Origin of the sequence: Micromonospora sp. NPDC000663 (assembly GCF_042898105.1) — a bacterium.
Taxonomy (GTDB): domain Bacteria; phylum Actinomycetota; class Actinomycetes; order Mycobacteriales; family Micromonosporaceae; genus Micromonospora.
Genome location: NZ_JBIAYR010000004.1, coordinates 410,484 through 431,665, shown reverse-complemented (window position 1 = coordinate 431,665; position 21,182 = coordinate 410,484). Strand labels below are relative to the sequence as shown.

16 protein-coding genes are annotated in these 21,182 nt (G+C 73.6%); 8 read left to right on the top strand and 8 right to left on the bottom strand.

Going from position 1 to position 21,182, the window contains the following annotated elements:
- Nucleotides 1–47: 47 nt before the first annotated feature.
- The gene (locus ACFY1S_RS17480; protein ID WP_387118763.1) at nt 48–1,760 is read right to left on the bottom strand and encodes an acetyl-CoA carboxylase carboxyltransferase subunit alpha; all 1,713 of its coding nucleotides are present in this window, start codon (nt 1,758–1,760) and stop codon (nt 48–50) included.
- On the bottom strand, nt 1,757–2,095 hold the full coding sequence (locus ACFY1S_RS17475) for a TcmI family type II polyketide cyclase (RefSeq protein ID WP_387118760.1): 339 nt from the start codon (nt 2,093–2,095) through the stop codon (nt 1,757–1,759). Before ACFY1S_RS17475 ends, ACFY1S_RS17480 begins: the two co-directional genes overlap by 4 nt.
- 433 nt (nt 2,096–2,528) lie before the next feature.
- On the opposite strand from ACFY1S_RS17475, the gene ACFY1S_RS17470 reads away from it, so the two are divergent.
- The 5 genes from ACFY1S_RS17470 to ACFY1S_RS17450 all read left to right on the top strand — a co-directional run bounded on the left by ACFY1S_RS17470 (nt 2,529) and on the right by ACFY1S_RS17450 (nt 7,904).
- Nucleotides 2,529–3,332, top strand: a complete 804-nt coding sequence (locus ACFY1S_RS17470) for a BTAD domain-containing putative transcriptional regulator (RefSeq protein ID WP_364364637.1) — start codon at nt 2,529–2,531, stop codon at nt 3,330–3,332.
- Nucleotides 3,333–3,425: 93 nt separating this feature from the next.
- Nucleotides 3,426–3,773: a TcmI family type II polyketide cyclase gene (locus ACFY1S_RS17465; RefSeq protein WP_364364634.1), complete on the top strand. Its 348-nt coding sequence runs from the start codon at nt 3,426–3,428 to the stop codon at nt 3,771–3,773.
- Nucleotide 3,774: 1 nt separating this feature from the next.
- Complete coding sequence (locus ACFY1S_RS17460) at nt 3,775–5,121, top strand: FAD-dependent oxidoreductase (protein ID WP_387118755.1); 1,347 nt, start codon at nt 3,775–3,777, stop codon at nt 5,119–5,121.
- Between the two features lie 240 nt (nt 5,122–5,361).
- Complete coding sequence (locus ACFY1S_RS17455) at nt 5,362–6,501, top strand: hypothetical protein (RefSeq protein WP_387118752.1); 1,140 nt, start codon at nt 5,362–5,364, stop codon at nt 6,499–6,501.
- A gap of 245 nt (nt 6,502–6,746) precedes the next feature.
- Entirely contained in the window at nt 6,747–7,904 is a 1,158-nt protein-coding gene (locus ACFY1S_RS17450; protein ID WP_387118749.1) for a low temperature requirement protein A, read from the top strand.
- Nucleotides 7,905–7,935: 31 nt separating this feature from the next.
- On the opposite strand, the gene ACFY1S_RS17445 is transcribed toward ACFY1S_RS17450, so the two are convergent.
- The gene (locus ACFY1S_RS17445) at nt 7,936–8,763 is read right to left on the bottom strand and encodes a hypothetical protein (protein ID WP_387118747.1); all 828 of its coding nucleotides are present in this window, start codon (nt 8,761–8,763) and stop codon (nt 7,936–7,938) included.
- A 249-nt stretch (nt 8,764–9,012) separates the two neighbouring features.
- Between ACFY1S_RS17445 and ACFY1S_RS17440 the strand changes: the two genes are divergently transcribed.
- Nucleotides 9,013–9,219 (top strand): hypothetical protein, encoded by a 207-nt coding sequence (locus tag ACFY1S_RS17440; RefSeq protein WP_007460667.1) that lies wholly within the window; start codon nt 9,013–9,015, stop codon nt 9,217–9,219.
- Nucleotides 9,220–9,426: 207 nt separating this feature from the next.
- Nucleotides 9,427–10,386: a TIGR03557 family F420-dependent LLM class oxidoreductase gene (locus ACFY1S_RS17435; RefSeq protein ID WP_387118744.1), complete on the top strand. Its 960-nt coding sequence runs from the start codon at nt 9,427–9,429 to the stop codon at nt 10,384–10,386.
- A 119-nt stretch (nt 10,387–10,505) separates the two neighbouring features.
- Here ACFY1S_RS17435 and ACFY1S_RS17430 read toward each other — a convergent pair whose 3' ends face one another.
- From ACFY1S_RS17430 to ACFY1S_RS17410, 5 genes are all read right to left on the bottom strand, one after another.
- Nucleotides 10,506–12,008, bottom strand: a complete 1,503-nt coding sequence (locus tag ACFY1S_RS17430; protein WP_387118741.1) for a hypothetical protein — start codon at nt 12,006–12,008, stop codon at nt 10,506–10,508.
- A gap of 170 nt (nt 12,009–12,178) precedes the next feature.
- A complete protein-coding gene (locus ACFY1S_RS17425) occupies nt 12,179–14,275 on the bottom strand; it encodes an amino acid transporter (protein ID WP_387118738.1) in 2,097 nt (698 codons plus the stop codon).
- Between the two features lie 87 nt (nt 14,276–14,362).
- Complete coding sequence (locus tag ACFY1S_RS17420) at nt 14,363–14,764, bottom strand: hypothetical protein (RefSeq protein ID WP_387118735.1); 402 nt, start codon at nt 14,762–14,764, stop codon at nt 14,363–14,365.
- 360 nt (nt 14,765–15,124) lie between these two features.
- A complete protein-coding gene (locus ACFY1S_RS17415) occupies nt 15,125–15,895 on the bottom strand; it encodes a DUF5995 family protein (protein WP_364364610.1) in 771 nt (256 codons plus the stop codon).
- Between the two features lie 137 nt (nt 15,896–16,032).
- On the bottom strand, nt 16,033–18,933 hold the full coding sequence (locus ACFY1S_RS17410; RefSeq protein ID WP_387118732.1) for an AAA family ATPase: 2,901 nt from the start codon (nt 18,931–18,933) through the stop codon (nt 16,033–16,035).
- A 192-nt stretch (nt 18,934–19,125) separates the two neighbouring features.
- Between ACFY1S_RS17410 and ACFY1S_RS17405 the strand changes: the two genes are divergently transcribed.
- Complete coding sequence (locus ACFY1S_RS17405; RefSeq protein WP_387118729.1) at nt 19,126–21,141, top strand: AAA family ATPase; 2,016 nt, start codon at nt 19,126–19,128, stop codon at nt 21,139–21,141.
- Nucleotides 21,142–21,182 lie beyond the last annotated feature (41 nt).

The window sequence follows — 21,182 nt, the reverse complement described above, 5'->3', positions numbered from 1 at the left end:
CGGCCCGCCGTGCCCGTTGCTCGACACGGCCCGGTCGCTCGTGGCGGTCACCGGGCACCAACCCGGAAGGTGGCGCGCGCCGCGCCGAACCGGCGGAACCGTTGCCGGCGGCGGCGGACCAGCGTCGCGGTCGGCACGTCCAGCAGGGGCAGCAGGTTCGCCAGCAGGGCGGCGCGCAGCCGGCGCGCGGTCTCCGCCGGGTCGTCGTGCGCGGCCGGGGTCGGCTCGGGCACGACCTCGTCGATCACGCCGAGCCGGCACAGGTCGGGCGCGGTCAGTCGCAGCGCGCGGGCGGCCTGCGGCGCCGCGGACCGGTCCGGCCAGAGGATGGCCGCGCAGCCCTCCGGGCTGATCACCGAGTAGACGGCGTGTTCCAGCATCAGCACCCGGTCGGCGACCGCGAGGGCCAACGCGCCGCCACTGCCACCCTCACCGGTGACGACCGCGAGCACCGGGGTGGGCAGCACGGTGAGGGTGAGGATGTTCTCCGCGATGGCCGCCGCCTGGCCCTGTTCCTCGGCGCCCACCCCCGGGTCGGCGCCGGGGGTGTCGACGAGGGTGATCACCGGCAGGCCGAGCCGGGCGGCGAGGCGCATCAGCCGCAGCGCCTTGCGGTGCCCGGCCGGGCTGGCCATGCCGAAGTTGCGCGCGACGAGTTCGGCGGTGGTGTGCCCCTTCTGGTGGCCGATCACCATCACGTGCCGCCCGTCCAGCCGGGCCACTCCTCCGACGACGGCCGGGCAGTCCGCGCCGAGCCGGTCGCCGTGCAGTTCGACGAACCCGTCGAAGACGGAGTCGAGATAGTCCAGCGTGGTCGGTCGGCCGGGGTGGCGGGCGACCCGCACGGTGTCCCACGCGTCGCGGTCGGCCGGCACCGGCTCGGCGACCGGCGCGTCGGCGAGACGCTCGCGGCACGGCGCCGACTCCTGCCGGGGTACGGCCGAGCGGGGCGGACGGGCGGAGCCGGTCGCGGCGAGCAGCGCCATGAGTCGTCCCCGCAGGGACCGGCGCTGCACCACCATGTCGACCTGGCCGTGGCGCAGCAGGAAGTCGGCGGTCTGGAAGCCCTCCGGCAGCGCCCGGCCGGTGACCTGCCGGATCACTCGGGGGCCGGCGAAACCCATCCGGGCGCCGCTCTCGGCGAGCACCAGGTCGGTGTTGGTGGCGAACGACGCCGCCACCCCGCCGTAGGTCGGGTCGGTAAGCACGCTGACCGTGAGCAGACCCGCCTCGCGCAGGGCGGCGATGGCCTGGCTGACGGTGGCCATCTGCATCAACGACAGGACGCCCTCCTGCATCCGCGCCCCGCCGGAGGCGGTGACCAGGATGAGCGGGACGCCGTCGTCCAGGGCCCGTTCAGCGGCCTGGGTGATCAGCTCCCCGACGGCGCAGCCGAGGCTGCCGCCGAGGAAGCGGAAGTCCATCACCGCGAGCACGGCCGGGTGCCCGCCGATGGTGGCGGTGCCGCAGACCACCGCCTCGGACAGCCCGGTGCTGGTGCGCGCGGCGGTGAGCCGGTGCGGGTACGGAAGCACGTCGACGAAGTCGATCGGGTCGGCCTCGGGCAGCCGGTCGGGCAGCGGGCGCAGCGATCCCGGGTCGACGAGCTGGCGCAGGCGTTCCGGAGCGCCGAGCCGGGCGTGCGCGCCGCACTCGGGGCAGACGTCGAGGTTGCGCCGCAACCGCTTGCGGTAGAGCAGGCTGGCGCAGCCGGCGCAGCGCGACCAGAGCTGCTCCTCGCGCGGTGCGGTGGCGGTCACGACCGCCGCCCGGCGTCGGCGGCGTCGAACCGGTAGAAGCACTGCGCCATCGCGTCGCGCGGCGAGCGCCACGTCGGCAGGTACGGCGAGACGTACGGGCGCAGCCGGTCACTGACCCGGATGAACTCGGGGTGGTCGCGGGCGGCCTCCACGGCCCCCTGCGCCGGCTGGTCGGTTTCCAGCAGGTGCACGTAGAGGTCGTGCAGCCGGTACAGCGAGCGGTGCCGGACGCCGACCAGGCGTGGCAGCTCCGTCGCGTCCGACTCGGCGAAGATCTCGGCGACCCGCTCCTCGGCGGTCGGGACGACCTTCGCGACGATCAGCGATCGGTCCATGGTTGGGCCTCCCCCCACGGCGTCCGGGCCGGCGGCGGGTGGCCCCGGACGCGCTGGACGACTGCCGACACGATGCGGGAGTCCTCGTCACCACGGCGTCACCGCGCCGGGCCGGTTGGGGACGCTCGTCGGTGACGCTGCGTTGACGCAACCTGTGTATCAGCTATGCGCGCGCGGAGGAGATCGATAAGTGTTTGACCAGTTCAGAACCGATCTCATGGTTGCGAAGGTCGGTAGAAGGTCCACGAACCGTTGACTCACTGTGACCGCTATTGATAATCTTCACCGTGGTCAGCCCGGCGGCCCCGGCGGGCGGGGCCGCGTCCGCGCAGCAGTGGTCGCACCCCGTCGGTGCGGTCGACAGTGGTGTCACGGGCAGCCGATCCGGGACACAGCAGACAGTCGGGACGAGCGTTCCGCAGGGGGTGCCGCCGTGGCCGCTGATCCGTCCGTGCCGACCGCCGGAGATCCGCCCGAGGGCGGCGTCTCGCTGCACCTGCTCGGCGGTTTCCGGCTGCTGCGCGGCACCGTGCCCGTCGTGGTGCCACGCGGGCTGCAACGGGTGATCGCGCTTGTCGGGCTGCGCCCCGGCGCCACCCGCAGCCAACTCGCCGGCCTGCTGTGGCCCGACGTCTCCGAGGAGCGCGCCCTGTCGTCGCTGCGCACCGCCCTGTGGCGGCTGCGGCAGGACCCGTGCTGCCCGATGTCCGTGGCCGGCGACACCGTACGCCTCGGTCCGGCCGTCCGGCTCGACGTGGACGAGCTTGTCGGAACGGCCGCACGGGTCCGCGACGGCGACGATCCGTGCACCGCACGGGCCCTCGCCGCGGGCCGGCACGATCTGCTGCCCGGCTGGTACGACGACTGGGTGCTGCTGGACCGGGAGCGACTGCGCCAGCTACGCCTGCACATGCTGGAGCAGGTCGCCGGGCAGCACCTCGCCGCGGGCCGGCACGGCGAGGCCCTCGAGGCCGCGCTTGAGGCGATGGCCGCCGAGCCGCTGCGCGAGACCCCGCACCGGCTGGTCGTACGCATCCACCTCGCCGAGGGCAACGCCTTCGAGGCCGTGCACGCCTTCTACGTCTACCGCGACCTGCTGCGCCGGGAGCTGCGCCTGGAGCCCAGCCCGGCGATGAGCGCCCTGCTCGACGACACCCTCGCCCCGATCCGCCGAGCCACCCGGGAGCCCGCCGCCGAGCCCGCCGACCGTCCGTCACCGGCCGGCCGGCGCACGTGACGGCGATGTGACAGGCGCTGCGGCACGGTGGGCGCACAGAGCACGTGGTCGCCGGTCCCGTGGATCGGGTGAGCCACCGGCGAAAGGGGTCCCATGAGTCGTCTACTGATCGTCAGCCGGATCATCCCGGGCGCGGAGGGGCGGGTCGCGCAGATCTTCGCCGAATCCGACGCCACCGAGCTCCCCAGCCTGACCGGCGTCACGCACCGGTCCCTGTACTGCCTGCACGACCTGTACGTGCACCTGATGGAGACCTCCGACGTCGACCCGGACGCGCTCGCGTCCGCCCGCAACCACCCGCTCTTTCAGCAGGTGAACGAACGGCTCTCGGCGCACACCTCGCCGTACCTGCCGACCTGGCGCTCCCCCCGCGACGCGATCGCCGGCTGCTTCTACAGGTGGGACGCCGCCGACGCGCCCGCGGCGCACCCGGCGGGCTGACGTGTCCGGCGCGCCGCACGTCCTGATCATCGGCGCCGGCACCGGCGGCCTGTGCCTGGCGCACGGGCTGCAGCGTGCCGGGATCAGCGTCGCCGTCTACGAGCGACACCGCCACCGCGCGGAGGGGCTGCTCGGCTACCGGGTGGGCATCGGCCCGACCGGCAGCCGGGCGCTGCGCGAATGTCTCCCGCCGGAGTTGTTCGCCACCTTCCTGGCCACCTGCGCCCGGCCGCCGCGCTACTTCAACGTGGTCACGCAGGGATTGCGTCAGACCGCCTCGTTTGAGCTGCGACCGGACGCCGCCCCGGAGCACACCGAACACTCGGTGGCCCGGATGGTGCTGCGCCAGGTCCTGCTGACCGGCCTGACCGACGTGGTGCACTTCGACAAGACCTTCATCAGGTACGAGCAGCGTGACGACGGGACGGTCACCGCCCACTTCGCCGACGGCACCAGCGCCACCGGCGACCTGCTGGTGGCGGCGGACGGCACCCACTCCGCCGTACGCCACCAGTACCTGCCGCACGCCGTGACCCGCGACGCGGGCACCATCAACATCGCGACCCGGATCCCGCTGACCGCGCACACCCGCGCCCTCGTACCGGAGCGGGTCCGCCAGGGCATCTCGCTGATCTTCGGGGCCGGCGGGACGATGGGTGTGCTGCACGTGATGGAGTTCAGGTGGGACGCCGACCGGGCGATGAAGCCGGGGGTCAGCGACCCCGACGCCGCGCTGCTGCGGAACTGGCCCGGCCTGGCCCATGACACCACCACTGACAACATCAACCTGATCATCTGGAGTGCCGCCCGCCGGTTCCCCGCCGACGTCATGCGCCGGCGCGGCGAGGACCTCAAGCGCGTCGCCCTGGACCTCACCGGGAACTGGCATCCGCACCTGCGGGAGCTGTTGACGCTCAGCGATCCGGACAGCGCCCTGCCCATCAAGGTGAGCACCTCCGAGCCGGTGCCGCCCTGGAAGAGCAGCACCGTCACCCTGCTCGGCGACGCCATCCACACCATGACGCCGGGACGCGGGGTGGGCGCGAACACCGCGCTGCGCGACGCGCGGCTGCTCTGTCGGGAACTCGTCCAGGCCACCGCCGGCGACAAGACCCTGGTGCAGGCGGTCGCCGACTACGAGGCGGCAATGGTGCCGTACGGCTTCGCACGGGTCACCGAGTCACTGAACCGCAGCGGCACCAGCGGCGAGGATCGGATGTACCGGCCGGTGGTGGGTCGACTCGCGCTGCTCGGCGCACGCGGCTACTTCGGAGTGACAAGCCGGGTACCGCGGCTACGCCAGAGGTTCGTCGACGACTTCCACACCTACGAGGGCGACCAGGACTGACAGTCGTCACCGACCCGGGCCCGCATCCCTGTGGGCCCGGGTTTTCGCGTCTCCGGCGCGACGCTACGTCACCTGTCGGGCACCGCAGGCACCGACCGTCCCACCCGCGCCGGCACCGGCCGGTCCTCTCTGTCGTCGTTCTGACGCGTGTGCGAAGCTGCGGCGAGTTTTTCTCGTGACTTTTCCGACGACGTGAGAGGGAGGTTCGCCGTGGCGTGGTCTATCGGACACTCTCTGATAGTGGTATTGGCTGTATTGCTCGGCGTGGCGGGTGGGTGGCTGCTGCGCGGCCGGCGGGACGGCGGGCCAGGTCCGTCGATCGTGGACGGTGATCCGGTGGCGGGGCTGGCGGACATCGCCACGCCGACGCCTCCGGCCACCACCGACGTCGCCCGCCCGGCGGCGACCGTCGACCCGGCGCCGAGGGCGGTCGCCGACGAGCCCAGCCCTGTCGACACGATCAGCGCCCCGGCCGCGGTAACCGCGTCCGAGGACACCGCGCCGGTGCACACACCGGCGGCCGTCGACCCGGCCGACATGGCACTGACCGAGGCCCCGCCGCCCGTGCCCGCCGCCGACCGGTCCGACGCGGGTGAGCCGATCACGGAGCCCGCCCCCGAGCCGGTGTCGGCCCAGGAGCAGCCCGCGCCGGCGACAGTCGTCGCCCCGCGCCCGCCGGCGGACGACCTCGCGTCCACCGACACCACGTCCGCCGACTCCACCCCGGCCGACGCGACTCCGGCCGACGCTCCGCAGACCGGTGCGCCGGTGGCCGAGGTTCCGCAGGCCGACGCGCCCGTGGCCGAGGTTCCGCAGGCCGACGCGCCCGTGGCCGAGGTTCCGCAGGCCGACGCGCCCGTGGCCGAGGTTCCGCAGGTCGAGGTCCCGGCGGCTGAGGTTCCGGCTACCGAGCCGGATGCCGCGCCGCGCGAGGCCGACGCGGACGCGGACGAGACCGACCGTGCCACGGTCACGCCCGCCGACCCGACGCCCACCCCGGTGGCCGGCGAGACGACGGACGCCGACCCGGAGCCGGTGCGGGCCACGCCGCCGGTGCGGCCGGCCGCCACGGCCACGCCACCGGTACGCCCGCTCTCCGAGAGCGTGCCCAGCGCTGCGGAGACCGACCTGTCCGGCCCGGCCGACGACTTCCGCCGGATCCAGGGCATCGGACCGAAGATGGCGGCGGCGCTCCAGGCCGCCGGCGTGCGCACGTACCGCCAGCTCGGTGAGCTGGACGAGCAGGCGCTGCGCGACCTGATCCGGGCGGCCGGCCTGCGCGCCGCGCCCGGGCTGGCCAGCTGGCCGCAGCAGGCCCGCGTCCTGGCCGGCGCCGGGGACGAGATCGTCGCCGTGCTGTCGGACGGCAGCCAGGGCTGACCTTCCGCCGAGCCCCTGGTCGACGGTCACACACGACTGTCGGCCGGGGGCTCGCCCGTTCCGGCGGACCGTTCGACGCTCACCCCGGTCGGGGTGAATGCGCACGAACCGGGGGCGACGCCGAGGGCCGCTCGCTACGGTCGGTCGAGGGTGGGCCGGTCGGCCCGCCCGCGTCGACCGGTACCCAGGAGCGACACGTGCACCTCGCCGCGCCGGAGCCCGGGGCCCCGAGGTCCCGACCCCCGGTGCGCGATCCGGAGAACCCGCGGCGGGTCACGCTTCTCGAACTCTTCTTCGACCTGGTGTACGTGGTCGCCCTCGCGCTCATCTCCCGGGGCATGGTCGACCAGCTCGACTGGCACCGGGCCGCGCAGGCGCTGATCCTGCTGGCCGCCGTCTGGTGGACCTGGGCGATCACCACACTGGTCACCGACCTGTACAACCCGGAACGCAACGAGATCAAGCTGCTCATCACCGCAGTGATGTTCGGCGCGCTGCTGATGACCACGGCGATCCCGGAGGCGTTCGGTGCCCGGGGGATCGTCTTCGCCGCCACCTACGTGGCGATCCATCTCGGTCGTGGGCTGTTCCTGATGCCCATCGTGCGTCACGAACGGCAGACCCAGCGTCGGGCCGCCCGGATCTTCGTCTGGTTCGCCGTGTCGGCGGTCCCCTGGATCGTCGGCGCGTACGTCAGCGGGGACGCCCGGATCGTCTGCTGGAGCATCGCGCTCGCCGTCGACTACCTCGGTTTCCGGCTCGCGTACCCGGTGCCGGGGCTCGGGGTGGTGCCGGAGCAGCAGCGCAACGTCACCGCCGAGCACCTGTCCGAGCGCTACCAGCAGTTCTTCATCATCGCCCTCGGCGACGCCATCCTGACCATCGGCACGATGTTCAGCATGGAGCACAACGAGGCGGAGAACATCGGGGCGTTCGCGGTGGCGTTCCTGACCACGCTGCTGCTCTGGCGGATCTACGTGCACAAATCCGGCCAACTGCTACCGCAGGCCATCCAGGCGGCACAGTCACCCAGCAAGTTCCTGGTCACTGCCCCGTACACCCATCTGTTGATGATCGCCGGCGTGGTGGTCACGGCCTCCGGGTTCCATCTGGTGCTGCACGAGCCGACCGGTCGGACGCCGCCTGCCTGGCTGGCGGTCATCCTCGGCGGTCCGGCCCTGTTCCTGACCGGGCGGGCCTCCTTCGAGTACGAGGTGTTCAGCCGGGTGTCCCTGTCGCGGCCCGGCGGCGTGCTGGCCCTGCTGTGCGTCGCGCCCGCCGTGCTGTTCCTTGCGCCGTTGTACGCGGCGCTCGGCGCGATGCTGGTGCTCGCCGGTGTCGCCTACGCGGATTTCCGCCGCAGCAGGGGCAAGCCGCCGGAGATGCCCGCCCCGCCGCACTGACACCTGTGGCCGTGCGCGCGACCGTCTGGTGCTACACGAGTGCTCCCGCGTACCCCCGGACCCGCAACCGCTGGTCGGCGGCACCGCCCAGGCGCACCTGGAGGCCGAGTGGCGCGGCGGCGCGGCGGACGTCGTCCAGGTGCAGCGAGCCGTGCCGGTCCACGGTGAGCACGGGAGGCTCCTCCAGCTCACCGTCGGGCGCGTGGAAGGAGAGCAGCGTGACCGAGGTGGTGAGGTAGCCCGGGTAGGCGGCGCGGGCGGCGGCCTCGTCCCGGTGGGCGAGCACCACCAGGTCGTCGAGGTGCGCGAAGTCGGCGGCGAGGGCGCACGCCTTCCAGTGCGCCGGCTCCTCGGCCGCGCCGGTGATGCGCCGGGACCGGTTCGCGGAGGTGATGTAGAGGTGGTCGGTGCCCGTCTCGGCGAGCGCCCGCTCGAAGAACACATTGGACGGGCAGGTCACTCCGGGGGCGATCACCTGCGTGGTGCGCAGACCCCTGTCGACCTGGGTGAGGTGCTCCGGCAGCCGGTCCGCGGCCGGTCCCCGGAAGCCGAACGGTCCGGTGCCGTACAGCGCGTCCATCAGCGCCCGCACTCGACCGGCCGGCAGCCGGGGCGAGATGCGCGACCAGTCGAACATCCCCGGGATCCGACGGATCGTCGTGGTGATGCTGCCGACCTGCTGGATCGGCCGCCCCTTGGCGAGGTTGACCCGGGCCACGGTGGCCGCGTCCGGGCGGGTGACGATGGCGTAGAAGTTGGCGAACGCCGCCGCGACGACCGCGCCGCCGGCGAGCGCGCGGGCCGCGACCGCGACGTCCTCGGGGCGGTCGATGTACAGGTGCGGTGTCGGGGCGTCCATGAGTCCTCCTCGGCGGGGCCGTGAGGCAGTTCTACGTCCGGTGACCCGCGCGGCGGCCGGATGGGTCGTCGATCCGATAGCCGGCCCGCGCTACCCGGTGCGGGTGGCTGATACGCGGGCGGTACCGACGGCTGCCGGTGCCGCCCGGATGGCCGATGCACGCGCCGGTCGGCGACCGTTTGGCCGCTCGTACGGATTGGGTACAACGCCTGCACCTCAGTTCTCCACCACATTCCTCAGGAGGCAGCGATGCGCGGCACCTCGATACTCGGAGTCATCGTCGTTATCTGGCTGGTGATCGGCGCCATCGCCGGCGGCCAGCGCGGCTACTACAGCGGCGACGACACAAACTGCGCCGAGGCTGGCACCATCCTGGTCACCATCGTGGCCGGGCCGTTGAACTACATCGGCGCCAACCCCAAGGTCGACTGCAAGCTGCCGGAGCCGTCCAAGTAGGACACGCCTCGTCCCGACCCGCGTCCCGTCCGGGGCGCGGGTCGTCTGCTGTCCGCCCTCCCCCACCCGGGTGCGCGTGCTTCTGCGGCGGACCGCACCACCCGCACGGCATCCTAGGAGGCTGGGTTTCCGCTGGCGTCGGTGTTTGTCCCGGGCGCGGCCGGGAACCGACCCGGGTCAGCCGGCGGACGGAATCGGGGGCACGGCATGCAGATCGGCTACAAGCTCGCCTCGGAGGGCTTCGGCCCGCAGGAGATCATCCGACAGGCCGTCCTGGCCGAGCAGGCCGGTTTCGACTTCGTCGAGATGAGCGACCACTACCACCCCTGGCTGGACGCGCAGGGCCACTCCTCGTTCACCTGGAGCGTGCTCGGCGCGATCGCGGCCCGGACCAGCAACCTGCGCCTCGCCACCGGCGTCACCTGCCCGACCGTGCGCTACCACCCGGCGATCATCGCGCAGGCCGCGGCGACCATGGCGCTGATCTCCGACGGGCGGTTCACCCTCGGGGTGGGCGCCGGCGAGCGACTCAACGAGCACGTGGTCGGCCAGGGCTTCCCCAGCGTGCGGGGCCGCCACGAGAGGCTGCGCGAGGCCCTGGAGATCATCCGACTGCTCTGGCAGGGCGGCTACCAGTCGTACGAGGGCCGGCACCTGCACCTGGAGGACGCCCGCGTCTTCGACCTGCCGGACACCCCGCCGGTGATCGCCGTGGCGGCCAGCGGCGAGGAGTCGGCCCGGCTCGCCGCCCAACTGGGCGACGGGATCTTCGCCACCGAGCCGGAGTCGTCGATCGTCGACCACTACCACCGGGCCGGCGGATCGGGCCCGCGTTACGCCGAGGTGCCACTGGCCTGGGCCACCGACGAGCAGCAGGCGGTGCAGGCCGTCCTGGGTACCAGCCGGTGGATGGTAACCGGCTGGAAGGTGATGAGCGAGCTGCCCAACCCGGTCAACTTCGAGGCGGCCAGCGCGCACGTGGAGGAGAAGCACATCCGCGAGCTGTTCGCCGTCGGCCCGGATCCGGAGCCGCACCTGGCCAAGGTCCGGTCGTACGTCGAGGCCGGCTTCGACCACATCGTGCTGCAGAACGCCGGACCCGACCCGGACGGCTTCCTGGACTTCTTCGCGAACGACCTGTCCGGACGGCTGCGCGCGAACGGCTGACCGCCCCGATCGGGGCTGGCCGGTGGCCCGCACGACACCCGCCCGCCCGGACGGGTCGTCCGGGCGGGCGGGCGCGCGCTCAGGATGGATGCCCTCGGGAGGAGAGCGCGGGTCGACGCTCAGCGGAAGCAGTGCACGATCGGTACCGCGCTGCCCTCGCAGTTGGTCGGCTCGTTCTCGACGACCACACTCTCGTCGTCGATCTTGACCTGGGCGTGCTCGGCGAAGATGCCACCGGGCTTCACCGTGGCCGCGTTCCGGGCGACCTTGCTGGTGTACAGGGCCACCGAGCCCGCCGCGGCGTAGATGCCGCCGCCCCGGGACGTCGCGCCGACGGCCTCGTTGCCCGTCACGTCGCTGCCACGGACCAGCAGGTTCGCCTTCTCGGCGTAGATGCCGCCGCCGATGCCGTGGGTCGTGTTGCCCTCGACCACGCTGTCGTCGAGTGGCGTCAGGCCCTTCACCGTCGAGATGCCGCCGCCGTTGACGGTGGAGGTGTTGCCGCGGATGGTCATGGTGCGCATGACCAGCACGGCGTCGGAGTTCGCGGCGCCGCCGCCGACCTGGGCGGTGTTGTTCAGCAGTTCGGTGTCGGAGACCTTGGTACGCGCCGAGAAGCTGGCCAGCCCGCCACCCTGGGCGGCGCTGTTCTGCCGGAAGCTGGTGCTCTCCACGTCGGCCGCGCCCCGGTAGTTGCCGAGCCCACCGCCGTACGCGTTGGCGCTGTTGTGGTGGAACTCGGAACGCTTCAGCGTCAGCACGCCACCGTTGAGCAGGCCCCCGCCCTTGCCCGCGGCGCCGGAGGCGCTGTTACCGACGAACGTGGAGTCGGTGACCACCATGTTGCCGTCGTTGAAGATCCCCCCACCGCCGCCCTCCTGGGACAGCGACGTGCTCTGGGTGACGGTGACCCGCTCCACCACCGCTGTCGCGCCGTGCACCACGTGCACGCTGCCGCCCTCGATGGCCGACCGGCCGTTGTGCAGTTCCATGTCGCGCAGGGTCAGCTCACCGCCGTCGCGGACGGTGAAGAAGCGGAACGCGGCGGCCTGGGCGTCGCGGGCGATGGTGGCCCCCGCACCGTCGATGACGATGGGCTGGTAGATCACCGGCAGGCCGGCGGTGTCGTCGGCCGGGTCGTGCGGGGGCGCGTCGGCGTCACCGGGGGTCTCCGCGGCGTCGGCCGCCTCCCGCGCGTCCCGGATCCCACCGTCGTACTGGTCGGTCTCGTGGAACGCCTCGGTGAGGACGTACCGGCACTTGGGGGCGAGGCGCAGCTCGGCGCCGCCCTCGGCGTTCGCCGCGACAAGCGCCGCGATCAGCTTCGCCGAGTCGCAGGGCACCGACACCACGCCCCGTTTGCCGGTCCCCGGGGTGTCCGGGCGGGCGCGCTCGGCGTCGTCGCCGTCGCGCTGCGGCCCTCCTCGCCGGTCGTCGTCCCGGGCCGCGGCGCCGAGCCGGCCCAGCCCCGGGAGGGACAGGTCACGGTCGGCGGCGGCGGCGACGCCGGCCACGCCGGCCGCCCCCACGACCAGGCTCCCGGCCAGGAGGCCGCCGGCTAGGACCCATCGGGGCCGCCGTCTGGGTCGGGCCGCGGGGTCCCCTCTTCGGTACGTGGACATCAAAGGTGCCTGCCTTCCTGCGTGACGTGACCGCGCCGATCCGGGCGCGGGGGGCTCGACGTGCCGTCGACCACCAAAGGTCACGATAGGTCCGCATTCCGGACAGGAAGGTGTGAACGTGAATAGTGCTGTTATTCATCTTTAACCGCCCCAGACGGGACGTCCGCCGTTCACCCGCCGACGTGGATGCCGGGCCGGCGCAGCGGGTCCCGTTCGGTGCGACGCAGGATCTCCCGCACCACGGGCGGGGTGTCCCCCCGACCGAGGATGAGGTAGCGCAGCAGGTGGGCGATGGGACTCCCCTCGGACCACTCGAAGTGCGCGTGCGGCCGGACCCCTGTGGCGTCGCGCAGGGCCAGCAGGATCGCCGCTATCGCGTTGGGCGCCGCCGGGCTGCTCGCCCGCAGCACCCGGAAACCGCCCACCTCGACCCCGTGCACCCGCAGCACCTGGCTGAACTCCGACGGGTCGACGACGTCGATCTCCAGGAACAGCACGTCGGCGGCGCCGGGCACCGGGTTCATTCCCCGCTGCGCCCGCTCCTTGACCGTGTACTCCTTCACCGAGCCGCCCTGCCGCTTGTTCGCGATCAGGTGCAGCTGCCCGTCGTGTGCCAGCGACTCGGTGATGAACCGGCGGGCCGGCTCGTCGAACTCGATGCGCTCGGCGCGCAGCTCGGTGGTCCGGGTTACCCGGGACACCAGCGAGACCGCGATGATGCCGAGGATGAACAGCGCCGAGATCGTGATGCCGTCCGGTTGCTCGATGACGTTCTCCAGCAGCGCGTACAGCAGTACCAGCGTCAGCACGGTGAAGCCGATCGCGGCGACGCGCTGGCCGTGGCGGGCCGCGGCGATCGTCACCGCCACCGCGCCGGAGACCATCATGGCCAGGATTCCGGTCGCGTACGCCCCGGCCTGGGCGTTGACGTCGGCCCCGAAGGCGATCGTGATGGCGACGCTGACCAGGGTGTAGACGATCACCACCGGGCGCACGGCACGGGCCCACTCCGGCGCCATCCCGTACGACGGCAGGTAGCGCGGCACGATGTTGATCAGTCCGGCCATCGCCGAGGCGCCGGCGAACCAGAGGATGAGCACACTGCTCAGGTCGTACACCGTGCCGAACGCCTCGCCCAGGTAGGTGTGCGCCAGGAAGGCCAACGCCCGGCCGTTCGCCGCACCGCCCGGCTGGAACTCCTCGGCCGGGATGAGCGCCGTCGTCACGAACGTGGTCGAGATCAGGTACACCGACATGACCAGCGCGGCGGTGGTGAGCAGCCGGCGGGTGTTGCGGATCCGGGCCGCCAGCCGGGCCGCCCGGTCCGGCCCGTCGGCCGACACCAGCGGCATCATGCTGACACCTGTCTCGAACCCGGACAGCCCCAGCACCAGCAGCGGAAACGCCAGCACGGCGGTGAGCAGCACGTGGCCCGGCCCCGCGCCGCCGGTGGTCAGCGCGGCGGTCCAGTCCGACACGATCCGTGGGTCGGCAACGATCCGGGCCAGCGCGTCCACCACGATCACCGCGTTGAGCAGCAGGAAGACGGCGACAAGCGGGATGGCCACCACCACGGCCTCGCGGAAGCCGAGCAGGAACACCCCGCCCAGGACGAGCAGCAGCGCCACGGTGACCACGACCGGGACGGCGGGACCGTGCAGGGCGTCGGGCAGGTACGGGTTCTCCAGCAGGTGCACCGTGGCGTCGGCCGAGGAGAGGGTGATCGTGATGATCCAGGACGTGGCGACGAACCCCAGCAGGACGAGCACGAAGACCTTGCCCCGCCAGAACGGCAGCAGCCGCTCCAGCATCGCCACCGACCCCTGCCCGTGGGGGCTCTCCTGGGCCACCCGCCGGTACATCGGCAGCATGCCGAACAGGGTGAGCGCGACGATCAACAGGGTCGCCAGCGGGGACAGCGCCCCGGCCGCGACAGCCGCGATCCCCGGCAGGTACGACAGGGTGGAGAAGTAGTCCACGCCGGTCAGGCACATGACCTGCCACCAGGCGTGCCTGCGGTTCTGCCCCTCCTCCGCCTCCGGGCCGGGCGGCTGCACCCGGTGCTGGAAGAGCCAACGGCGCAGCGGGCTGGCCGGCGGCCCGGAACGGGCCGGGCTGGCCACCCGTTCGGGCACCACGACGCCCGGTCGACCACCCCGGTGCGGGCGGGCCGGGTCGCGTGCCGCCCGCAGCGCCGGGTCCGGTCCCGTCGGCGCGTGGCGGCGTCCGTTCCAGCGTCGTGGTCTCGCCCGGTGTTCGTCAGACATCGCCCGTCCCACCCTCGCAGGTTCTGATCCGACGGTAGGCGGTAGCCCCGGGCCCGACCGGCCGAACCGGGCAGGCGGACGACCAGCTCAGGACGGGTCCGGGCCGGCGAGCAGCCGGGCCAGGGCGGGCGGATCGGTGATCGTCACCGTGGCCGCCGGATGGCGGAGCCACCCGGCGGGCGCCAGCGCCGGCACCGGCACGCCGAAGCGCAGGCACGCCCCGCCGGCCGTGCTGCTGCCGAAGCTCACACCCCTGTCGACCATCGACACGTGCGGTCCGATCGCCCGCCACCAGCGGTAGGGCCCGCTCACCTCGACCCCCGTCACGTTGGCCCGGTCGGTGCGCAGCCGCCAGGGGCCGTACCTGATGAGCAGCTCCCGGTCGGTGACGACGACCCAGGCGGTCGACGGGCGGACGCCCAGCACCGCCAACAGCGGCCGGAAGACCGGGTCGAAGCGGAACGGGAACCGCGTCTCGGGGCCGCTCACGCCGCACCGGGGCGGGCGGCGGGTCGCGGCACCGGGCCACCCGGCCGCAGGGGGCCGGGCCGCGCGGGCCGGGGTCGGGCGGCGGGCCGCCGCCGGGCCAGGACGGTCATGGCGCGGGCGTACCCGTTACGGGCCGGCCGACACCCCCCATTCGGGCGGCCCGGCGGCGTACCCCCGTGTCGTCCCGGACCGCCGCCGGCCGGCTCCCCCCGGGCCGGCCGACGGCGGCAGACGGTCGACACCCCCCGGGCCGACCGGCTGTCCCCGCCGTCCACACGCGTGGGCGGACCGGCGGGGTGGGACGCGCTCCCGCGCTCCGCCGCCCCCCACGGGGCGGAGCGCGGGAGCCCCCCGTCCCGGCTACTGCAGGAACGCCCCGAGGGGCGAGAGCAGCAGCCGGCCGAGCGCCGCGGCGTTGTCGTCCAACCGCGTGCGCTCACACTCGCGGGCGTCCGGATCGTGCCGGCACCGCCAGATCTTCTGCGCGTTGCGCCAGGCGACATCGCGTGTGTACTCGACCAGTTCCCCCTGGTACCAGTCGTCGATGTCGCCGTTGAGCATGTCGATGAGCAGCTGCCACCGCTCCAGGTAGCCCCGGCGCAGGCCGGGGATCTTGTCGGCGAAGATGTTGTTGATCTCGAGGTAGTCGTGGTGCTGGTCGCTGCCGTCGACCGGTTCGGACTCCAGGTGGTCGAACGTGGTGACCAGTGCGAACGGCAGGTCGAAGTTGATGTGCGCGTTGACACCCGCCGCAGCGGACGGCAACGGCCGGGCGTCCGGTCCGCGCATCCGCTCGAACAGGCACGACCACGCCTTCGGCGTGCCGGGGCTGGAGTCGGTCCACATCCGCATCGCGTCGAAATACCGCGCCGCGAACTCGACGTCCAGCCGGGACAGGAAAGCCGGGTCGACGAAGCGGTCGTCGTACAGGCCGTCCAGCACGCTGCTGGTGATGGTCAGGTAGAGCTTGTTGAAGTCGGCGAGGGGGCAGCTCTCCTCCAGCGGAGGCAGCCGCACCAGCAGGTCCTGGAGTTTGGTGAGGTGATCGACCACGGCAGGCACGTCCGCGGGATGGTCGGCGAGCAGGTCGACGATGTCCCGGTGCACGGGCCCCCAGACCGGTTCGGTCATCTCTCCTCCATGGTGGTCCGCGACACCCCCGTGCCGCCGTCGACGGGGCTCAGCCTCTCAGCCGACACCGAGCACCGGATCAGTAGAACGACGTATCCCGGCGCGCACGCGGCCGGTGATCGCCCGACGGGGGCCGGTCAGCCGCGCCTGTTGCGCAGGTGGATCGCGCTGGCCTGCACGCGGGTGCGGACCTGCAACTTGTCGAAGATGTGCGACACGTGCACGCCGATGGTCCGCTCGCTGATGAACAGCCGCTGGCCGATCTCCCGGTTGGTGAGCCCCTCGGCGACCAGGGCGAGCACCTCGCGCTCGCGGGCGGTGAGCGTGGCCAGCTCGTCGTCGGCCGCCTCGCCCGCCCCGGCGCCCCGGGCGGTGTCGGTCTGCTCGCGCTCTTCCAGCGACACCCGCGCCCGCCCGGCCAGCTCCCGGATCTCCGAGGTCAACGGCACCGCGCCCAACCCCTGCGCGACCTGGTACGCGGCACGCAGCAGCTTGCCCGCGGTGGCCACCCGGCTGCGCCGGGCCAGCAGCGCCTCGGCCTGACGCAGCCGCGAGTACGCCGCCGGGTAGGGGTGGTTACGCCTGTCCCACTCGGCGACCGAGGCCGCCCACAACTCCGGATCGCTGCCGTCCAGGCGGCTCACCTCGGCGGCGCACAACGCCAGGAACCCGTCCACCACCGACCGCACGGGACCGGCTGCGGACGTGCTCTTGCGGGCCACCCGCTCGGCCACGTCCCGCAGTCGACGTACCGCCGTCGGGTCCACCGCCACGGTACGGCTGGCGTGCGCCTCGGCCTCGGCCCGCAGACCGTGCCACACCAGGGCGGACAGGATCGTCACGTCGTCCGAGCGGCTCTCGGTCAGGCCACGCTGCACCGCCTGCCGTGCCACGTCGTGCCGGCCCTCCCACATGGCCAGCCCGGAGCGCAGGGTGAGCAACGGGATGACGTGCCGCGCCCCGCCACCCGCGAGCAGCGTCGCCACCGCGTCGAGGTCCCGGCTGGCGGCGTCGATGTCGCCGTACCCCACCGAGAGCCGGCACCGGGCCAGCAGCAGCTCGACGGCGTCCGCACCGGACGGTCGGTGCCGCAGCGCGACGGCCACCACCTTCTCCGCCTCGGCCCACTGGCCCACCCGGAACAGGCCGTTGATGGCGATGGCGAGCAGCCGGGTCCCCCAGGTGCGGCCCAGTCCCAGCTCGGCCACCCGCTCGGCGCCGCGCCGGGCCACCACGACGCCCTCCTCGAGGACGTTCAGCGGCCCGGTCAACAGCTCCGCGAGGTGCAGGTACGCGCAGGCCACGTCCTCGGGCTGACCGGCGCGCTCGGCGGTGTCGAGGGCGTCGCGCATCACCGCCAGCCCGGCGTCCGGGTCCTCCAGGTAGGCGTCGCTGAAGCCCAGCGCGGAGCTGGCAAGCACCACCTCGGTGGCGGAGTCCTCGGCGTCGGCGGCCAGCGCCAACGCCTCCCGGGCCCGTCGACCGGCGTCGGCGTAGCGGCCCAGGTACAGCAGCAGCTCGGCCAGGCGGGCGGCGGCGGTGGCCCGGTCGCGGGGAGAGCAGTCCGCCGCCTCCAGCGCCCGCTGGTACTCCTCCTCGGCCAGCGCCGACCGCCCGGCGGCGGCCAGGTAGCGGGCCCGACGGATGTGCAACGCGCAGGTCGGCGCACCGCCCTGCACCTCGGCCAGCTCCTCCAGCAGGGTCAGCGCCCGGGCGTGCTCCCCACAGTGGTGGGCCGCCTCGGCGGCGTTGCCGAGCAGCTCGACCCGGTCCACGTCGAGCGAGCCGGAGTCGCCGGCCAGCTGCAACGCCACCGACCAGTGGCGGTGCGCCTCGGCGTAACCGTGCAGCCGCTCGGCCTCCTGCGCGGCGGCCACCGCAGCCGGCAGCGCCCGCGCCGGCTCACCGGCCAGCCGCCAGTGGTGCGCCAACCGGGCCTGGTGCAGCTCGCCCGGCGCGGCGGTCAACGCCTCGGCGTACCGGCGGTGCAGCCCGGAACGCTCGGCAGGCAGCAGCTCGTGCGCCAGCACCTCGGCGACGAGACGGTGCCGCAGCCGGTAGCCGTCGTCGGCGCCGACCAGCAACCGGTGCGCCACGGCCGCCCGGGCCGCATCGATCAGCTCCTCCTCCGGCAGCCGCAACACCTCGGCCAGCAGCCAGTGCTGCACCGGCTCGACCCCGGCGGCCACCGCGTGCACCACCGCGTGCGCGTGCTGGGGAAGAGCGTCGACCCGGTCGAGGAAGATCTCCCGCAGGGTCTCGGACAGCCCTACCCGACCGTCGCGCAGGTCACGGGCCAACTCCTCGATGACGAACGGGTTGCCGCCACTGCGCTGCCACACCTGCTCGGCGGCCTCCGCCGGCAGCGCCCGGCCGACCACCGCCGCGGCGAGTTCCTCGGTGCCGGCGCGGTCCAGCGGGGCCAGGTCGAGCACCCGCACCGTTCGCAGCCGACGCAGCTCGGTGAGGACCCGGCGCAGCGGATGCGCGCCCTGCAACGACTCGGCGCGTACCGCGGCCAGCACCGACAGCTGAAGGTCGCCGAGGCCGGCGAGCAGGTAGAGCAGCAGTTGGCGGGTGCTGCGGTCGACCCACTGGAGGTCGTCGAGGATCAGCACCAGCGGCCGGCCCTCGGCGATCAGGTGCAGCCCTCGGGAGACCCGCTCCAGCAGCGCGCCCGCGCCGTCCGGGCCGGCGGTCTCGTCGGCGAACATCTGCAGCAGGCCCCGCACCGCCGAGGAGGTGCGGGCCTGCGCGGCCGACAGGTCCGCGTCGAAGCGGCGCAACGCCTGCAGCAACGGGTGCAGCGGTGAGGCGTCGCCGATGTCCAGGCAACTGCCGGTCAGCACCAGGGCGCCCTGGTCACGCAGCCGGTCGCCGATCTCGCCGAGCAGCCGGGTCTTGCCCACACCACTCTCGCCGGTCAGGAAGACGGCGGCGGTCTGCCCGTGCGCGACGTCACCGAGCAGCGCGGACCGAACCGTCTGCACCAGCTCGGCCCGACCCACGAGCGGTGCGGTGTCCACATCGCTGGCCATGGCACGCAGCCTAATCACACGCCCCCGTACCGTTCTACGGCCATCTGCCGCTTGTGGTACTCCTCGCGTCGACATTGCGACTAAAGGTTGCGAGAGGCCGACATACGTCGTTCTGCCGATCCCCTGTCGGCCCAGGGGTGCCAATCTCCGATGGTCGTCAACCACCAGCGGGGAAAGGCCGGTGCGTAAACCATGACCAGCACCATCATCGACGCCCGGCGGGCCCCGGACACACACTGGCCGGTACCGCAGGAGAGACGGACGGTAACCGTCCTCTTCGCCGACATCGTCGGCTCCACCGCTCTGGTGGACCGACTGGACCCGGAGGACGTGCGGGAGCTGCAACGGGCCTACTTCGACACCGTCGCCGCCGTCCTGCACCGCTGGCACGGCGTCGTCGAGAAGTACGTAGGCGACGCGGTGATGGCACTGTTCGGCGCCCGGCACTCCGACGGCTTCGACGCGTACCGGGCGGTGCGGGCCGGACTGGAGATCCAGGCGGCGCTCGACCGCCGGCCGATGGTCGGGGACGTCCGGCTGCGCGTACGCGTCGGCGTGGCCACCGGCGAGGTCGTCGTCGACCTGGGTGGTGCCGTCAGCGGCGGCCACGGCGTGGCCAGCGGCGCGGTGATCACCACCGCGGCCCGCCTCCAGGAGTACGCCCCGCCCGGCGCCGTGGCGCTCTGTGCGGCCACCGCCCGGGCCACCGCCGGGCTGATCGCCCAGCGTCAACTGGCGCCGGTGCCTGTCGCCGGCCGGGTGCCGCCGATGCCGGTCTGGCACGCCGTCGGGCCGGTCCGTCCGGGCACCGACAGGCACGACGGCCCGCTGATCGGCCGCCGCCGTGAGCTGGCCGCCATCACCGACCGGGTGACCCGGGCGATCCGCGAACACCAGCCGCAGTGGGTCTCCCTGGTCGGCCCCACCGGCAGTGGCCGCAGCCGGCTGCTGCACGAGCTGACCCGCGCACTGCACACGGTGGACGGTCGCGCGGTGCGCTGGTGCGTGGTGAGTTGCCCGCCGTACCCCGATCAGGTCCTGGCGCCGGTGGCGGAGCTGCTGCGCGGCCTCGTCGGGATCCGCCACGGCGACGGCCCGGCGCTCGTGGGCGACCGGCTGGTCGCCGCGCTGACGCCGCTGCTCGGGCCGACCGGGGTCGCCGAGGTGGTTCCGGCGTTGCGGCGGTTGCTGGCCACCCCGGACGGATCGCCGGAGGCGCTCGCCGGCGCGGCGGTCTGCCGCGACGTCCTGCTGCGCCTGGCCGCCGTCCGACCGCTCGTCGTCGCCGTGGACGACGTGGACCGGGCCGCGCCAGAGGTGAGCCGATTCCTGCACGCGCTGTTCACCGCCGCCACGACGCGCAGGTTGCCGGTGGCCGTGCTCACCGTGCACCAGCCGCAGTGGGCCGACACCCGACCCGGGCACGCCCGGCGGATGTCGATCCGGCCCCTCGCGGCGGTGCAGTCCGGGCGGCTGCTGCGCCACCTGTTGGCCCGGGCCGGGCAGCCGGTGGCCCTTGTCGACCGGCTGCTGCCGCTGGTGGGCGGCCGACCCGGGCACGCCGCCGCGTACGTGGCGTCGGTCGTCGCGGGTGCCGACCCGGTGGCGCTGCCCGAGCCGGTACGCCGGGCCGTCGGCGCGGAGGTGGACCGCCTCGACGGCGAGCGGCGTGCGGCGCTGATGGCCGCCGCGACAGTGGGCGGCAGAGTCTCCGCGGCGACGCTGGACCGGGTGCTGGGCTGGGCGCCCGGCCGATCCGCGTCGGCGCTGCGCGCCCTGGCCGTCGCCGGGCTGCTGCTTCCCCACCGCACCGGCGGGTACGTGTTCGCCGCGCCCGCGCTGCGCCAGGTCGCCGCCGAGCGGTTGCCCCGTGCGCTGCGGGCCCTCTTCGCCGGCCGGGCTGTCGACGCCCCGCACCCGGAACCGGTCCGCCAGGGTTCCGTGCGGCGCGAGGATCCCACAGGCGCCGTTCGTGCCACCGCCGCCCAGGTGCAGGAGGGTGAACCCCTGTCGCTGCGCCAACGCATCGCGGCCCCGACGGTGCTCACCCGGGCAGCCACGCCGACTCCCGGGATCAGCCGTCCGCCGGCCGCCCGTCGTCTGCGAGCCGTCCCGACGGCCGGCGCCACGCCAGCCCACTCGTCCGGGCCGCCCGCCACCCTGCCCCGTCCGCCGTTGATTCGCCGACCAGACGGTCTGGCCGCCTGAGGACACGTGGGCGGTCGGGCGCGGCGCCGATACAGTACGCC

Bases quoted from the DNA above. Each gene is read 5' to 3' on its own strand.
- ACFY1S_RS17435 (WP_387118744.1), top strand. From the start codon at position 9,427: ATGCAGATCGGCTACAAGCTCGCCTCGGAGGGCTTCGGCCCGCAGGAG.
- ACFY1S_RS17415 (WP_364364610.1), bottom strand. From the start codon at position 15,895: ATGACCGAACCGGTCTGGGGGCCCGTGCACCGGGACATCGTCGACCTG.
- ACFY1S_RS17440 (WP_007460667.1), top strand. From the start codon at position 9,013: ATGCGCGGCACCTCGATACTCGGAGTCATCGTCGTTATCTGGCTGGTG.
- ACFY1S_RS17465 (WP_364364634.1), top strand. From the start codon at position 3,426: ATGAGTCGTCTACTGATCGTCAGCCGGATCATCCCGGGCGCGGAGGGG.
- ACFY1S_RS17425 (WP_387118738.1), bottom strand. From the start codon at position 14,275: ATGTCTGACGAACACCGGGCGAGACCACGACGCTGGAACGGACGCCGC.
- ACFY1S_RS17405 (WP_387118729.1), top strand. From the start codon at position 19,126: ATGACCAGCACCATCATCGACGCCCGGCGGGCCCCGGACACACACTGG.
- ACFY1S_RS17445 (WP_387118747.1), bottom strand. From the start codon at position 8,763: ATGGACGCCCCGACACCGCACCTGTACATCGACCGCCCCGAGGACGTC.
- ACFY1S_RS17430 (WP_387118741.1), bottom strand. From the start codon at position 12,008: ATGTCCACGTACCGAAGAGGGGACCCCGCGGCCCGACCCAGACGGCGG.
- ACFY1S_RS17410 (WP_387118732.1), bottom strand. From the start codon at position 18,933: ATGGCCAGCGATGTGGACACCGCACCGCTCGTGGGTCGGGCCGAGCTG.
- ACFY1S_RS17475 (WP_387118760.1), bottom strand. From the start codon at position 2,095: ATGGACCGATCGCTGATCGTCGCGAAGGTCGTCCCGACCGCCGAGGAG.